Below are 16,787 nucleotides of genomic sequence, written 5' to 3'. Positions count from 1 at the left end.
ACCAAAGGATTGGTTTTCATTGTTGGTGTACCTAATACTTTTACATGTCATCCGAACAGTCACAGTTCGCATTTTGCACAGTTTTGCATTTTGCGAGGCCTGTCTCGGCCATTTTGCTTAATAAAATTGCACAATGCGAAATGACACTGTTTTTAAGTCATTCAGAGATGATTAGAGCAAGGAGCGTGCCTACACTGGCCTGGTGCAGGCAAACAGATGTATGAGCGTTGTTAATCCTTGCCGCGATTAAGCCAGCGCTCCGTCAGCCAGCCCGGTTTTTGGCCCCTGTTCAGCGCGGCCAGAACCGTAATGGCGCGTTCCGGTGTGATCCGCTGTGTGGCAATATCCTGATAAACCTGTTGTGCGGTTTTCTTTCTTTTTACCGCAGCACCGGCGTCGAGAAACGACTCAACCACTTGCAATACAAAGCGTGTAACACCAGAGAGGCTTTCCGGCCCCACAGCTTGTTCGTCGCTGGCGCTTTGTTGAGTGAGCCGTTCGGCCAGGTGGCTGAGTTCGGCCTGAGCGAATTCGCTTTGTGCCTGAGGGAGCTTGCTGAGGGTTTGCAGCATGTGTGAAAAATAGTCGCGCTCAATACGATTGACCTTGTCTAGTTGTGTCAGCTTATTGAGGTCGCGACGAAACTGAGCATGACTGATCTGTGGCTCCAGTAGCCGTTCGCAGCTGGCGTGCAGAGTATGCCAGTGCTGCCAGGCATAAACATAGTTTAGTCCCGGCCCCTTGATGTTTTGCATACCGACAATTAATTGATGTTGTCCGGCCAGCCCCAGGCGGGCGATACGATTGGTGAGCTCATCGGCGGTGATATGCGGGTTGTCTAACAAGTGCAATTTACTGTGCATTATACTGCCCAGAACCTGAGTCAGTTGTTTTCGGTTTGCACTCAGATCATCTAATGTTCTGAGGGAATGTGCCAGTTGCCAGTTCTGAACCCGCAACCGGACAATACCTTGCTGGACTTTATCGTCAATATGCTCAGTCAGTGTTGTCGCCAAAAGGCTGTCATCAAACAAATGCGCAGTGTCCAGCAGGGGAGCTTCAAACAGGCTGTTTAACTGCTGAATAAAGTGCTCCGGGCTTTCCCCGCATTTCCATTGCGTCAGCAGGCGTATCAGATCTTGCTTGTCATTATTATCAATCAGTCGGTTAACTCGGGTATCCAGTGCCTGATCCAGATAGGCCTCGAAGCCGTCGACGTTACTCCCGATCACCACTATATGGTCGAAACTGAGATCTTCCACCAGGATCTGCGCAAATACTTTTGACCGTGCAACCCGGTCATTACGGTTGTTCAGCAGAGCGATGGTTTGTGTCTTTGGTTTGTCGTTCAGGTCGAATAAGCCAAGACGACGCCAGTTTTCCAGGGTCGCCAGGCGCTCATTGGCTGACATACTATTAACGAAAGACTGAGTCAGATGATCAACCGGTGCCGCTGTAAAATGTTGTAATACGCCAACATCCGGCACAATACGCTCGGCGGTTTCTTTATACACATAATCTTTATCAATACCGATGTACTGGGCCATTTTACATACCAGGGCAATGTTGTCCGGGTGTTCTTCATACGGGTATAAGGCGCGGATATCCGGCGTGATTTGAAAACCATCACCCCAGTGCAGTTGGATCAGGGTAGATTGCTTGTGGTCCGCAGCGCGATTCAGAATTGGGGCCATGGTTTGTTCAGCGGTAAAGATCTGGGTGTGGCTGCCAATAAAGGCGGCCATTTCCCGCGCAACATCCACACCGCTTGGGCCAAGGATATCTTCATGGTCCGGATAGGTGTTGGTGATAGTGGTGAAGTTATCGCGCATCCAGCGACGCAGGATCCGCACATATCTGGGGGTCAGGCCCATACACTCCCATAAAAAGACATCCGCACGCACCGAGCGAGCAAAATCCAGCACGTCGCTTTGTTCCCAGATACTGGCTTTGTCGAAGGGTCTGAACAGGGGTAATTCATATTGCTCCCCTGAGCTGCGGGCAAAGATCATCATGGCCTCACACCCGGTTGTTTTAGTAACCACGCGCAGCGCCAGGCTACTGAACAATGCTGCTTTGAGCCGCTCGGTACCTGACTTTCCCCGGGTGCCCCAGCCCCCAATGGTAACGGGGATTTTCGCACGGTTGCTGCGGATTTTGCGATTTAGCCGGATATGACGCAACCAGAAATAAGCAATAAAGGTCGACACAAAAAACACCAGCTGACCTATGCTGTTTTGATAAATAGAGTAAAGGTATTCTTTAAAACTGTAGCCCAGATTAACCAATACCCCAGATACGCCTGCCCGGGAAAACAATTTTGCAATACCCGGCTCAACCGGGAAGGTGCAGCCTAGTTCGCTGCCATAAGGTTTAAACTCCAGATCAAAGCCAAGTTTGCGCAGTTGTGCAATATAATTTTGTTGCTCCAGCGCATTGCCCTTGCGCAGGCCGTCGATTTCAGCGTAGTTGACTGATAAGTGCCAATAGGCGCGGACCCGTTGCCACAGACGCTGTGGCGGTGTCACCACTAAAATGCCATCGGGGGTGTAATTCTTACTACTGGTCTTGAGTTGATCCTGGCTGAGCACCGACAACAAATAGTCGGGCAGGGGCAAATGTGGCCGAGCACTGGCTTCTTTGAGGTGATAAAGCGCCTCGCCCGGGACATTTGTGGCACTGATCTCAGCCGTGGTACAACTGGGCACATGGAGTTGTGCAGAGGGAATTTTTGCTCTGGTATGACTAAAACTCTGACGTTTATCTGTACTGGGTGTGAAAAACTCATGCCAGATCCGCCAGAAGCGTCGGCGGCGTTTGTAGTCTATCTGGATCCGCCAGCCTTGCTTTTCACGGTAGGCGTTAAAGCTCTGTTCATGCTGAGCCAGCATGCTGAGTGCTCGTCCCAGTATATCCTGATCGATATCGCCGGGTAAGTACACAGCTTCTTGCTCAGCCAGTATCTGGGCAAGTTGTGCATGCAGACTTTGCTGTGTGAAGCTGAATAACTGCTCGCGGGTTCGTGCAATGTAGCGCCGTACGGCTTGGTCAGGTTCATTTTCCAGAGCCTGATTTAATACGGCTAAATAACGTTGCATTAACACTGTGTCTTGATTGTTTGCGGTATCGTCCAGTGTTGCTTCAACGGCCTCATTTAGCATGAGTCTGGGGCTTTGCTCCAACAGCATACGCTTAACTTCCAGACACTCTTCGCCAATGAGATGGGAACGCCATAACTCAAATGCATACCCGTCAGCAGAAAAACGAGCCGCGGTAAGCTGCTTAACCAGGGTGAAACGCACTGAATCGACCACTTCATTTTCGAAACGTTGTTCCAGTAGTTCTCTGGCCAACTTATCAGGCAGGTTACGCAATTGCTCAATACACACTTGCCGTACTCGGGCAAACGGGTGCTGTGTTAGCTCCCGCAATAGCAGAATATCCCGCTCTGCCAGAGGGTGCTTATTGGCCAGAATTCGAGGCATTGCAGCCACAATGAACAGCTGATCATTGTGCTTGTGTGTGGATGTGTTGTCGTCAAGCGTTGTTTCAACATAGGCCCACATATAACTGCGAACAAAGGTCGGACGCTGGTGGATCAGAATTTCAAGAATATCGATAATGGCCTGATAAGGGGTATTTTCAGCATCCAGTAGCTCGATGAGTTCGGCAACCAGTTCGCTGTCCAAGTCCGGATCGGCTTTAAATTCATTGATCACGGAAACCTGATTGACCAGCGCGCGGATCATGCCATGGCGGACGTGGGCATTGTTACTGGTGGCCATTAAACGCAAGAAAAAGGGTTGCAGATCCAACTTTTTCCAGGCTTGTTCCAACTGATCACCCGACAGACGCAGATAACGGTTGGTCAGGGCACCGAGTTTGGCAATAAAGAAACGCAGGTCTTGCTCCAGATCGGCAACCAGTGTTTGATAGCGGCCTATGACCGCACCTTCATCGAACCAGCGAGCAAACGCTTGCTTATCTTGTTGCAGCTGGGTGCCCGAAGCCCCCAAAGTTTCTGCATACTTAAGGATATGTAATTGTTTCTCGGTAGCCAGCTCGGCTTTGCTGAGCCGTTCTACAAACGACTGGTAGTCTGCATCATGTCCTTCCAGTTGTTCGTGAAGCCGCTCAATTTTATGGCGCAAAAACGCAATGGTCTGCAGCAGCTGCCAATAGTCTAGCTGCTCGTCTTTTGGCTGATTTTGTAACAGCTCCCATCCGGCCAGCTCCTCAATCAGCTGCTGGTACTTGTGACGGTGCAGATTCAACCAGAACTGTTCTGTATCGGCAAATAGGATTGCCTGAAGCTGGGCTTTTAATTGGTTATCTGCCATACAGATCCTGCTCTAAAAAATGCGTTAATTGCAGCGATTCAAAAATAATCTCATCATGTGCAAACGGGTCAAAGCCACTGCGCTGCAAATTGCCCAGGGTGACCTCAAAACGAATGCTGTGGTTATTTCGGAACCAATCCTGTGTCCAGTTCAGGCTGATCCAGCCGCCAGTGTGTTCGCTAAAGTCGAACAGCGTTTGCCAGCCCAGCGTAGTCAGGTACTGCCAGGTCGCATTAGGCCGGTGATCATCGGCAAACACATAGCTACTGCTCAGGCCGACAGAAAAAATATGGCCCTGATAATATTGCTGCCAGACACCACTTAATGACGCAACGTCGAGTGAGGTCCAGTCGTCATTAGAGGTAGTCGTAAGTTGCGCACTAAGCTGACTGTCTACGCGACTTTGATGACGGAGACGGTAACCGCCACGCCAGCCATGGCTGTGGTTATGACGGTAAAAGTTGAACATGGCATTACTGATGGTCTCATCCGCCAGATACTCGTCTTTTTCAATACTGGTGTAGTAATAAAATGGCTGCCACCACCATTGATGACGCCAATGTTGATCCTCGCGCCAAATCTCTCCAATGGTCACGGCCCACTGGCTGGTCAGGTGTGTTTCCCGGCTCTGTGGCGACTCCTGCCAGCGATTATTCCACAGCGCTTTGGCAAACCAGTCGTCTTCATCATCAAGCCAGTCATACAGGCCATTGATACTGAATGACGGTTCACTGGTGTTATTCAGGCGAAAGAAGCTTTCCAGCCGATACCAGTGTTGCTTATGTCGGTTACGCAATCGTATGCCCAGGTCCAGCGTGTGTTCAGAGCCCAGCGGCTCACTACTTTGATAGATACCATCCCGATTGTATTGCATGACGCCTTCAACATGGGTGAGGTTGCCATCAGTCTGCATAATGGGTTCACGGTAGTGCGTTTTTGTTGGCGTATATACCAGTGTGGGTTGAGGCACTCTGTGTGGCTGCAAAGCAGGTGCCACGGCCAGTTTATGGCGATTGGGGTTAAGTTGCCAGCGATAGAGTCTGGCCAGGCTCGACGTTTGCGGTGCAAGAGTCAGTAGTCCGGCCGGATAAAAGCCTGACTGCTCCCGACGGGTATCCTGTTCGACGTATTCCAGTTTAAGAACGGCGTCTTTATTCAGTTTAGCAGTGATCGGGTTGCTGTCATTGCCATAGTAAAAGAGTTGCTCAGCACCCAAATCGATCGTTTGCCAGGCGCCTTGTTGGTATGCCTCGACCTCGACACTCAGTAGCTGTGCGGCAAACGGGTTGAGCCAGCGCAACACTAGTCCCCCGCTGGCCAGGTCTGCACGCGTTAACCCGAGCTCACTTCGGTTGCTGTCAAGGCGCCAGTGCACGTTGCCATCGGCGCGCTCAACACTGAGTTGCGGTCGTTGATGTTGTTGTAATAACTCCGCATTGGCGAAGTGTAAGACCAGCCTCACCTGCAATGACTGTAACTCCCTCAGATCCAATGCCAGGCTATGGTTAGGGCGTAAGATCAGCCCTGGTAAATCGTCATCGCGGCTGGTATGTCGGCTAAACTGCTCAGCGGCACTGCGTGTAGACAGCGCTGATAAATCGACCAACTGGGTACCTGCATAATTTTGATAAGCTTCGAACGCTTGCCAGTGCCCAAAGCTCTGGATGCGGTTATACAGCATGTCCAGTGCCGGGCTTGGCGAGGATTGCATCAGCCTTGCTGATAGGGCGGTATATTCATGTTCACTGAGTGTCTGGCGCTCAAGACGATAAAGCGCATTGAGCAGCAGAGTGCGTTGCAGAGCATCGGATTGTGCACCACCGAGCGGTGTTTGATAGAGCAAAGACATAAAGTCATCCTGCCACAAGGTCCCCTTCAGATCCTGACCTGAAGTGATGGCATGCTCAGGCGGTAAAGCATCAAACTGGAGCAGCAGCAGCTGGTCGCTACTAAAGGTCAGTTGCTCTCCGGGTTGAAGCGAAAAATATCCGCTACTGGCTATGGATAAGCGTGGCTGATCTTGCTCGTCTATACGCAGCGTGGTGGTCGAAGGCACGTCGTTAAATATCGGTATTATGTCACTTTGTGCTGAGCGATGTGCTCGCAGCCAGACTATCTCGCTTTGTTGTGTCTCTGCCGCCCGAGCTCTGGCACTGACTTTGAGTAGCATAGGACGATGAGCGGTGAGAGAGAGACTTTGATTGACTATCGGGTACGCCGAGGTGTTGCTTGTTTCGCTGAGCAGTGTACTGACACCGTGGTGACGTAGTGAATAATCAACAACCGGCGGATGGCTGGCAGGCACAGTGTAGCCAAGTTGCTGACGGACTGGGTGCAAGTCGTCATCGTCTTTACGTGTGTCATGCCCTAACCACAGAGCATAAAGGTTTTGCTGTAATTCGACAAAACTGGCGCGCAGTGCTGCCTCGCAGGCTGGCAGTGTTTTGTGCCACATACTGCACAACCCCTGAATGCTGTGAATCGAACGAGTGCTCTGGTAGTGCTTCAATAGTCGCTGAGCGGCATAATGTTGTAACTGAGGGTAAGGATGGCTCAACAGAGCGCCCAAATAGCGCTCAGCAGTATTGTGTTCTCCCAGCTCAGAAAAAGCGGCCAGACGTAGCTGCCAGGCTCTGATCACGACTTCCTGATGGGGGCTGTCTATCAGTGACTTCAACAAAGGTAACGCCTGCTGTGGGTCTTGCTTTAGCATCATTTCAGCTTCGCCGAGACGATAGTGCCAGTGGCTGGCGCTGAGACTGCTTTTGGAGGTGGAGTGCTGGGAATGAGTCAGCACAAACCGAGACAACCCTTGCTGATAGGAATGGGCAAGCCGTTGCAACTGTTGCTCCAGGCGATAGGCAATAGCCGGGCTTTTGTCGCTGAGCTGGCCCGGGCGCTGATATAAAACGGCATTGCTTGGCAAAGACTGTAACTCTCTGACACGTAAAGCCAGATCCACCTCAATGGGATCTCTGACAGTGACACTGAGTTGCCGTGCGTCCAGTGGCAGAGGCAGCTCCAGCATGGCAAAATGTCCGGATGGCAAGAGATCTATGGTGTGCCGATAACTGTCTATTTCCACTGTCAGTTGGGTGGCACTTGTTGTGCGGGTATAAAGCCTGAGTGTCGGGGACAGGCGTTGCTGATCAATCAGCTCAAACTGAACAGGGCCAGAGAGGGTATGATAGTGCAGCAACTGACGCTGTTGGGTTGCATACAGGCGGTCGGTTGCAAGGCGATAAGCCTGTGTTACGGTCTGCTCACTGACGTGAGTGGTAAATGGGTGTTCAGCGCGTTTGGGCTGTAAAAAACGCACTGTGCCTAAGGTATCTTGCAACTCCGACTGTCGCTGACGTCCCAGTGCACTACTTTTCGCCAGATCCGCCGAATGCAAAGCCGAGATAGTGTGATGCTGGTAGACCTGCTCCAGCTGCCACTGCAAGTTATCTGTCCAGTATGGGTTAAACAGGGACTCCGGCCAGGTTTGTGCTGCGTCGGTATCAAACAAGCCACGCTCCATGCGCACCAGGTTTAGCAAGGTATCGCCCTGGGCTTCAAGGCGCAAATAGCCCCCGGCTGGCACGGCGATATAGTCGCTGCTAACCAGGCCGATAACCTGATCATCATTGAGCATTACATCATGGCCAAGGCGATGTTTACGCAACTGCGGGGAAAATTCCTCTGCGGGAGAGTCGCTCAGGGCTATCTGACTGATCACAGCATCATTAAGTCGAACCGAGACTATGCCTGGCTGCGCCGGATCGGGCAAAATGCGCCGGGCGTTTAATCTGAGCTTTGTTGCCTCGGCAAAAAACAGCTGAATACTCTGTCTGTCGTTTAAGCGATAATGTGTGGTGTGGGTCTGCGCTTCATAGAGCTGCATTGCCGGTAGCGCCAGCTTGACCGGAATGCGAAACGGATCCCGGTGTCGATGAAACAGGCCTTGCCAGGCTGAGAATGGCTGGACATCTTCACTTGGATTGTAAAAGCGGATCAGGCGTGTAGTGGGGCCAGCAGGCAGCTGACACCGATTTTGCTCACAGTGAAGTTCGGCCCGGGTTATACGCTGCATGGCATAGGGGGACTGTCCCTGCCATATTTGAATGACCTGTGCTTCGCTCTGCAGACTGAGCCAGCGGCCCGCCGGAAGCAAGATGAAACGGGATTGTTCGGCATCCAGATTGATGTCTGCGGCATTACGATGCAGCTGCAATGTGCCGGGCTCGAACCAGTCTGGTGCACTGTGCAGTGCTGCGGGTTGTGCCAGCGCAGGCAACAGCGTGCTTGTCAGGAGCAGGAGCAAAACAATCAAATAAGGCATAGGGCAAACTGTTCCAGAATTTGAGGGTTTGATACCAGTCGCTCTCGCATTGGGCGACTTATCTCAATATGAATAAAAAATCCCGCGGGCAAACCGAGGCGATGCATAATATTGCGCGTACCACCCAGTTCAGAGACTTGATGTGGGTATTGATAGGTATGCTCGCTGACTTTTGACAGACATTGAGCTAATTGTGTCAAAGTTGGGGTATTTTGTCTGCCCTGGCTGATAATGAAATCTGCGAGACGGCCATGTGATGTACGACGCTTATCCTGATTAAAGCCATGTATTTGGTACAAATGACTGGCTGGATAACGTCGAGCAAAAGCCTGTGCGGCGGCAGCATGCAAGCCACTGGGACGGTGTGAATAGTCCATACTGTAAAGGTCCGGGCTTGGCTCATTTCGGTGCTCAGTGTTGATAACCATGACCTGACAGCGGGTATTGAACACGGCTTTACCTATTTTGCCTGTCAGTTGATCATGAAACTGATGAGGCACAGACAGCATACAGGTGCTTCCTTGAGGTCGAAAATACAGATCGCCGCCGCCAAACTGCTTTGAGCTGGCACGTAAAGAGACAAGCCCTGGTTGGCTTCGCAGTTGCCAGGGCGGCAAGGCAACCGGCTGTGCAAACCAATTGTACAGTACTTGCCAGCTGGGGCTTAGCAGCTTAGGCGTCTCATTGGTATAACCCTTGCCTGCTAGCAGCAGTAATGACAGGAAAACAAGCGCGTTAATATTCATGTTGCCACCATTGCGGTTGAGGAGGAGGCGTTGCATATTCTTCCAGCAAGGCAAACCACATGGGTTGCTCTGCCGACAGACTAAGCTGATATAGTTGTTCAATGTCCGAGCCCACTGTCAGCGTGACGGAAGGGTAGGCTGTCAGTGCCGGCTTTTTCGGATGCAGCAAGAAAGCGGGCAACTCTTGATCAGGTGCCAAAGCATAGCGCTTACGCGAAATACTGTATTCATCGCTAAAGGCACGACTGAAACGTCCATCCAGTTGGGTACTCATAACGAGTGGGTGTTCAGGGCGATTACCTCTGACAAAGGGTCTGATAACAATCGCCATCGGCTTATCTTTGCCGCGATAATCCTGTATCAGAGTTTGCCCAGGTTGTAACTGAAACAGACGTACTTTCCAGTAATCACGAGGCGCTCCCTGATTGATAAAATGCTGTGAAGAGGTATTTGATAAATCAGGTAAGCTATCCAGCTGCGCAATATCCTGATCGGTGTAGCGGATCCCCTTGTCACTGAGAGTAATTAACCTGGGAACAGGCGCCAAGGCCGTATCACTTTGTTGCAAGCTGAGCTGAGCGCGTTGCAGCTGCGCCAGATTTTCTAACGGCGCATACTGAAACGGGGCCGCCGGCTGCGGTGGTGCAAAATACTTGGGCGGATTGTAGACAAGCGCAGTATTGGATACCGGTAAACGCACAAACAGGGCTTGTGACAGGTAGCCGGTTTGTTTTTCTTCTATAAGGGGAGGGGCGCTGAATAGCCGCACTTTGAGGATCTTTTGTTGCTCAATAAAGTAAAACTCATTATCGGCACTTTGGCTAAACCAGGCACCGACCTCAGTGAATCCAGTTTGTGGCGCGTCACACAGTGTGGCGCACACATAGTTCTGATGATGCATTGTGCCATGGCGGCTCTGCAGCTTAACGGCCACTTGTTCGGTACTGGTGAGGGTGATTCTATGTGCCTGTCGGCTCAGGCGCAGAAACCTTTTTTCACTGTCGGATATGGCTTCGCGTCGGGTTTCCGGGGTGATTAAACGATCAAAACCACTACTCAACCCCGTCAGGGCGAGTTCCTCAGAGCGCAGCAGTTGCTGCCGGGAATCATATACCTTTGCCTGCACTGTGCTGCCCGCTGGACCACGCATATCGAGTTGGATATCGCTGCCACCCTGGACCGTGAACTCGGCCTGGCTGGTCTCATCCAGCTGATAGTAATAGCTGTGCAGGGGGGCAACGACTTGGTCCAATTCGTCCCGCCAGGTAGTGATCATCTCAGAACGAGAGCTGATCACCAGTAATCCAGGTTGCAGATCCGGCAACAGGAACTGCGTCGGGTCATCTGTCTCTGTCAGGCTCAATGTCACTGGGGCTTGATGCTGCGTGAGGTCATGCCAGACCAGTTGCAGATCTTTGCTGTTTCCTTGTGTTTGTACGCTCAGATCCCCGGTGTTGGTAAGGCGTATCGAAGCGGCAAGCCCTGGTCGGGTGTAGTATCCATCCAAGTCAAATTGCTCGGCAGAAAAGTCATAGGTGATCACATTATAGGGCAGAGATTCATAGAGAATATCGGCGTCAAAGTCGATACCTGGTATCCCTTGCGGAGCCAGTTTTCGCCAGTCGTAAGAAACTGCATTGGCAATTTGCAGCGGCTGCAAACCACTGTTTCCCAGCGTATGATAACTGGTCATCCGTTCTCGCCATTGCTGAGGCAGCTTTAGCCAGGTACGGGTTACATCATCCGCATTGGTTGGGGTCTTACCATGGATACGCACGACAACGCCACGCAGGCTGGGCTCTTCCGGAATTAACCGTAAGGAAATTTTACTGGCACGAGTCAACTGCTGCCAGTCCACATAAAATGACTGCCCAGATGTGACAGCCAGCGCCTGTCGGTCCTCAATCAATTGTTTAACCTGTTGCTGGCCTTCCTCCAGTGCAAGTTTAGACGCATGATGATAAACATGTTTTTCCAGTTCATTGTCCTGACTGTCCAGCAGCCGGTATTCTATCGCATAATTGATTGGCTTATCGAAAACGGTTTGGCTGGCAAAAATAGCGTTCGACAGCACGCGAATAGCAACAGTCCGTGAAGTAGGAAAGGTATACACGAGCGGGCGATCCGGACTCAGCCAGTGCACCACAGAGCGGGTCTCTTCTTCACTGCGCGCCGCAATGCGCTCAGCCGAATTTAGCCAGACATAAAAATGCAGTGCAACACGGTACCCCGCAAGTAACACTAGGATTATGAGCAGCGCCTGCAGTACGCGTTTAATCCAGTACATTCGGCCCCCCTTGCATCATTTGTTCAAGTGCTTCAAGCGTAATCAACCGGTTACGCTGAGCAAGGTACACCGCTGCGGTTTTACCTGCCAGCTGCATTTGTAGTCCGAGTAATCCGTTGTCGGAAAGTCGGATGGCCTGCAGGGTGCACTGTGCCAGGCCGTCGCATAAGGCGCTTAACCAGGGCAGGTGCTGGGTTTGTGCATAGCGGCCGATTATCATGTCGAGTCTTTGCCTCTGTTGTGGTGATAGCTCGGCCCAGTCATCTGGCCCAGTTGCCGCAAGGCGCATCTGCATAAAGCTGGGGTGCACGGATACGGCAAGCAACCGCTCCTGAAGTGCCTGTTCAGAGACGGCATAGTGCTGCTTAAAATCGGAGGCCAGCCACAAGGTTGCCAATTCACTGTCGGGGCTAAACAGACGATAGCCCGATTGCGGAGACGAACCAATTTCCAGCCCCCGGGTAGCAATCTGCCCAGAAACTTTCTCTACTGTTATCCCCAATCGCGTCATGGCCTTATACAGTGCGTTTATGGTCGAAGTATGTCGAAAATCAGGTTGAGTAAACTGATAGGCAATGGCACTGGGACGGATCTGTGAAGGGGCACTGTGACTGCGAACCTGCAGACTTAATACCGGCATTCCCGGATTGTGTCGTACCGCACTTTGGTGTACCACATTATAAAGTGTCCGCGTATTAGTCGGCGCCATGACGTTTGCCTCTTCACTAGCATAAGGGTGAGCGCCGGCAATGAGCAGTGCCCGGGCACCACTGGTCTGGAACAGGTCCGTTGCAAACTGTAACGTATTACTTTCGAACAGTGGCCGCGGCACCTGAATGGTTAGTGGTACAGTGGCGTTGAGGTTTATGACATAAAATCCCTGCCCTTGCTGGTAATAGCTGACTTCGGGCAAAGGGCTGATGATCACCAGGCGATGGGCATCACTTGTAATCAGCTGCAGGCGATAGCCTACCATGTTGGCGAGCCGGTTAAGCTGTTGCAGGCGATTGAGATCATCCTCATCCAGAGAACGCGAACGCAGCTCATAGGATAGTTTGAATAAAGGCTCAAGGACCTCGTATTCCCACAATGCAGCCTCGTTTTCTGCGAGCATCCGAAAATGACCGCTGCCTTTGGCACTAATATGTTGAGAAAACTGAGTAACCAACTCTTCGAGTGGCATACTCAGCCGCTCGACAGGATACTGAGGTGCATTTACGTTACTTCTTGCTGTATGTGACAAGAGGGTGGCGTAACTCAAGTTGTCGAAGAAGGTTTCCAGCATGGCTCCCTGATAGCCTGGGTAGGGCAAGTTGTCCTCACTAAGCAGGCCGAACTGGCTACGCTCAAATCCCAACAGACGGGTAAGCTGACGTTGTGACAGCGAGTCGGGCAGCTGATTGTAAATCCAGAACTGACTGTTGTCGACAAAGCGCGTTTGCCTCAACTGAGGCCGTGTATATTGGTTAATGGCCCTGAGCTGCAGTACCTGATTGGTATTTAATGCGCTAATAAAGGCCTGGTAATAAGCACTTTGTGGCCGGGTTTGTTGACTGGCTGCCGACGGCGTTACCCGAGTGCCCAGTGCCAGAGCACTGCTCCCTAAAATGGCAAACAGTTGGCCGGCGGCATCACCAGCCAGACGTTCACTGGTCGGGTAGGGGACGGTCACGATATGTTCACGCACCGGAGATTTAGCCAGCGCAAACAAGCCCCTGGGATGTGTCGTCTGAGTATCTTTAATCACCAAAATGGCGGGATTATCTATGAGTACAAAGCCCAGCTCTGCCAGCACCTGAGCAGCACGGTATTGGGTGTCGGGATCCTGAGGGTTCTCATTCAGCAAGCGAATGGCCCCTCTAAAGCGCTGCAATTGCTGCGCTTGCTGGTAATGGCTGAGATTCAGCAAGTCGTACCGTGCGGTGTAAAGATAGCTTTTATATTCACTGACATGGTGACTCAGCGGGGCACTTTGGGCTTCGTCGACCGCCGCGGGTTGTGTTGGGTTGTGGATCAGAGATGGCACAAACATGATGGCAAAACCGATACCGAATGCAAGCAGGCCTCCGATCATAGAAGTCTGGAAAGTGGCCCGCAGCACCAGGCCCAGGGCGTTCTTCTGATAGATTTTGAGTGCCAGCAAGGTGGATAACATATAGCCAAACGCAAATGTGTCCGTGGCTTTGAGTGTCGGGAAGTAATCGACCACAAAGTAATTCAGCAACAGCTTGTAGATAAAGCCAATGTTGAAAAACAACAGTAACAACCGCGCGCCCTCAAAGTTTGCATGTTTGAGGCGGGTAAAGTTAAGCAAGATAGCGCCCAGTGATAAGATCACCGTTGTTTCGATAAAGGTAGTGATGAGTTTACTGGGTTGCATGAGTTGCAGGGCCAGCAGTGCCGGTAACATAATACCATTGAATTCCCAGCCGTAACGAATATTGGCCCGAGAGGCCAAAAAGGCTGTGATAACCAGGATGATATACGCTTTAGGTGCAGCCAGAATCGAGGCGGCAACGGCTTCATACATGATGGCGAGGTTAGCAATACTGAAATTGGTAAACGGCATCAGGACAAAGCGTACCAATATGAAGGTGATGGCCAGCTGGATTAATGTCACGCGCATACCATAGCGAAAACCACCATTCCACATCACGTTGGCGGTCAGTGCAATGATCACCAGGCCCAGGCTGTAAAGCTGTCCGGCATAGTCAAAGGTAATATCCCACAGCGCCAACACCTGACCTATCTGAGGCCAGAACAAGGTGTCCATAAACACCCGGACCAGAATACTGATCAGAATAATGGCAAAGAAGCGATCTCTGCCGAACATTTCTGCATAGCCCAGTCGCTCCATCGCCACTTTGGCACTCAGGCGCATCAAAACGTAGACGACGATGGCTTCGAGCACGATGACGACAGCAGAAACCGGGCTGACGATCAACAAGGGTACCAGATAGCCAGGTACAACCAGGCCTGTGAGCGGAAAGCCGAAACGTAAGTTCAGCATGCAAACAACGGCTATGCCTACCCAAACGGTGGTGATAACAGACTGGCCCAGCCCGCTTCCATCTGGAAAAAGTGGTAGCACCCAATCCATTACAGCGTGTGCTCCTTACTGGTGTCTCCGTCGCCATCGGGCTTGACAGCTGTGAGGCTGCTTAAAAGCGCATGTGGATCATCAAGTTGCTGCAACAGGGTGGTGATGTCGATAAATTCAAACAATATGCCGGCCACCGAGAAAGGCTCCCCAATGGTACTGCTGACCTGGTTCGCGGAGAGTGACCGAATATTAAGGATATAGGTGTCTGTACCGAGGGTTGCCGGCAGAAATAGCTCGCCCTGTTGCAGGGTCAGGTAGCGCAGTTTGCCTTTGAGTGTCTCTTTTGGCATTGAAGTGATCTTGTCCAGCAGATCCAGTGCGGTCATTTCGAACAATGCTAGATGGTGTTTTTTGGCCAGTTGCTCCAACGGTTGATTGGTTTGTACGACCTGACCAAACAGATTAAATAACACGGCAGCTGTACGGATCTGATTGAACACTTGCTCCAGCGTCGAGAGTTTTTGCTCCATTTCCCCAATGGCAGATTTTACTTTCTGACTCAGAGGTTTTTCAAGCGTCAGAGTCAGTGCTCGGGTCAGAGGGCTTAAGGAGGCACGTTGCTGGTTTTGCAGCATTCTGTAGTGGAACAGCAGCTCACCTATCTGACTTGCAAAGCGATTAACATTCTTGATAAACGCTTTTTCATCAAATTGTTCGTTCGGGATCACCGTCATCGCCCAAAACCCCCGAATGTCGCCGGCATACATTAAAGGCACAACAAATTGGCGCTCAAGTTCCAGCAGACCGCTGAAAAACGGACGTGAGGTTTGCACCGCGCCAAAAGCTTTTATGGCGTCGGAATAAGGCGGGCGCTGATAATCACGACGCTGCTCCACGATGTCTTCAATATTGCAGTTGATGGCGCGGATCTCTTCGAGCCTGTGGTCACCCTCGAGGCGGGCAAGAAAGATGGAGCGGTTGAGTGCCAATTGCTGATTCACAAGCGTAATAATGGCATCCCAGGGCGTGCTCTCAGTGCTGATAGAGCGGGGTAAATAGCGTCCCATCATGCGTTGATGGACGTTAGCAATCAGCTCCAGCAGCTCGTTTTCTTCGAGCCATTTACGGGAGAAAAACACCCACAGCATAGTCACCAGGTTAATCACCAGAAGCTGACCTATGGGCAATAAATACTGGAGTGTGATCATTATCAGATAACTGGCCAACAGGCTTGCAAGAGATAAACTGGCTGCAATAATGATGCTCAGCGTGAGCGTATTTTTCTGATATACGATGAGCAATAATGCCAGTAGCCCCAGCTGTAGCGCCACAGACTGCCACTGGGCCAGGCGAGTAATTAACTGGTCTTTTTCCAGGCTGTCTGCAACATAGGCATGTAAATAGACCGGGTTATTTGCACCATGCAACTTGGGGGCCCGCAGAGGTACGCTAAAACCGAGTTGTTGCTGAGCAATTAACACGACCTTGCCTTCGAGCTGGCTGAGTAGCACATCTTCTTCAAGCAGCCGGGTGCTGGAAAACTTAGGCAACGCGCTGGGTGATAGCGCAAAGTTGATCAGTTTGCCTGTATTGAGGTGTTGCGGCCCATAAATGCTTTGCCAGACATTCTGGCACTTATCCTTAGGCTTACCGAGCACCATGTTATAACCTAGCCAGGGTTGTACGTCTGGCAGGCAATAGCGTGTGTCAGCGAAGGGAAAGAATACATTGGCAAACGACATGCTTTGTTTCGAGACAACATCAGAAAGCACAATAATGGCATTCACTTTATGGTTTAGTAACTGGGTGATGAGCTCAGATTGCTGACGTTGTAAATTTGGCGACTCAATCACCACAATATCACTGCTCTGTTGCTCAAACAATTGATTAAACTGGCTGTAAACATAGGCGTTCAGGCGTGCAAATGAGCCATGTACGGCAAACACCAGAACAACTAAAAAGAGCAGTAAAATCGACCAAAACGGCTTTTGCCGCTTAATCATAAAAATTTGTTGTTTGAGCGACACACGCCCCCCGAAATATCTGG

At 51.2% G+C, this 16,787-nt stretch carries 6 protein-coding genes; all 6 read right to left on the bottom strand.

Annotated features, from left to right (window positions below; translation table 11 throughout):
- Window positions 1-230 precede the first annotated feature (230 nt).
- From CWB99_RS06160 to CWB99_RS06135, 6 genes are read right to left on the bottom strand one after another with little or no spacing between them, the layout of a single operon-like run.
- Entirely contained in the window at window positions 231-4,340 is a 4,110-nt protein-coding gene (locus tag CWB99_RS06160; RefSeq protein WP_138550256.1) for a poly-gamma-glutamate synthase PgsB, read from the bottom strand.
- Window positions 4,330-8,664 carry a hypothetical protein gene (locus tag CWB99_RS06155; RefSeq protein ID WP_138550255.1) on the bottom strand — a complete coding sequence of 1,445 codons (4,335 nt, stop codon included), beginning with the start codon at window positions 8,662-8,664 and terminating at the stop codon, window positions 4,330-4,332. Before CWB99_RS06155 ends, CWB99_RS06160 begins: the two co-directional genes overlap by 11 nt.
- Entirely contained in the window at window positions 8,652-9,410 is a 759-nt protein-coding gene (locus tag CWB99_RS06150) for a hypothetical protein (protein WP_138550254.1), read from the bottom strand. Before CWB99_RS06150 ends, CWB99_RS06155 begins: the two co-directional genes overlap by 13 nt.
- Window positions 9,400-11,697: a hypothetical protein gene (locus tag CWB99_RS06145; protein ID WP_138550253.1), complete on the bottom strand. Its 2,298-nt coding sequence runs from the start codon at window positions 11,695-11,697 to the stop codon at window positions 9,400-9,402. Before CWB99_RS06145 ends, CWB99_RS06150 begins: the two co-directional genes overlap by 11 nt.
- The gene (locus CWB99_RS06140; protein ID WP_138550252.1) at window positions 11,684-14,797 is read right to left on the bottom strand and encodes a poly-gamma-glutamate biosynthesis protein PgsC/CapC; all 3,114 of its coding nucleotides are present in this window, start codon (window positions 14,795-14,797) and stop codon (window positions 11,684-11,686) included. The genes CWB99_RS06145 and CWB99_RS06140 overlap by 14 nt, the downstream gene beginning before the upstream one ends.
- Entirely contained in the window at window positions 14,797-16,743 is a 1,947-nt protein-coding gene (locus tag CWB99_RS06135; RefSeq protein ID WP_138550251.1) for a hypothetical protein, read from the bottom strand. The genes CWB99_RS06140 and CWB99_RS06135 overlap by 1 nt, the downstream gene beginning before the upstream one ends.
- Window positions 16,744-16,787: the final 44 nt, after the last annotated feature.

Source organism: Pseudoalteromonas rubra (assembly GCF_005887095.1).
GTDB lineage: Bacteria > Pseudomonadota > Gammaproteobacteria > Enterobacterales > Alteromonadaceae > Pseudoalteromonas > Pseudoalteromonas rubra_E.
Note: the sequence above shows the minus strand (reverse complement) of the source record. Positions and strands in the feature narration are given on the sequence as shown.

Coding starts and splice junctions, on each gene's coding strand:
- CWB99_RS06140 (WP_138550252.1), bottom strand. CDS start 14,797: ATGGATTGGGTGCTACCACTTTTTCCAGATGGAAGCGGGCTGGGCCAG.
- CWB99_RS06145 (WP_138550253.1), bottom strand. CDS start 11,697: ATGTACTGGATTAAACGCGTACTGCAGGCGCTGCTCATAATCCTAGTG.
- CWB99_RS06150 (WP_138550254.1), bottom strand. CDS start 9,410: ATGAATATTAACGCGCTTGTTTTCCTGTCATTACTGCTGCTAGCAGGC.
- CWB99_RS06155 (WP_138550255.1), bottom strand. CDS start 8,664: ATGCCTTATTTGATTGTTTTGCTCCTGCTCCTGACAAGCACGCTGTTG.
- CWB99_RS06135 (WP_138550251.1), bottom strand. CDS start 16,743: ATGATTAAGCGGCAAAAGCCGTTTTGGTCGATTTTACTGCTCTTTTTA.
- CWB99_RS06160 (WP_138550256.1), bottom strand. CDS start 4,340: ATGGCAGATAACCAATTAAAAGCCCAGCTTCAGGCAATCCTATTTGCC.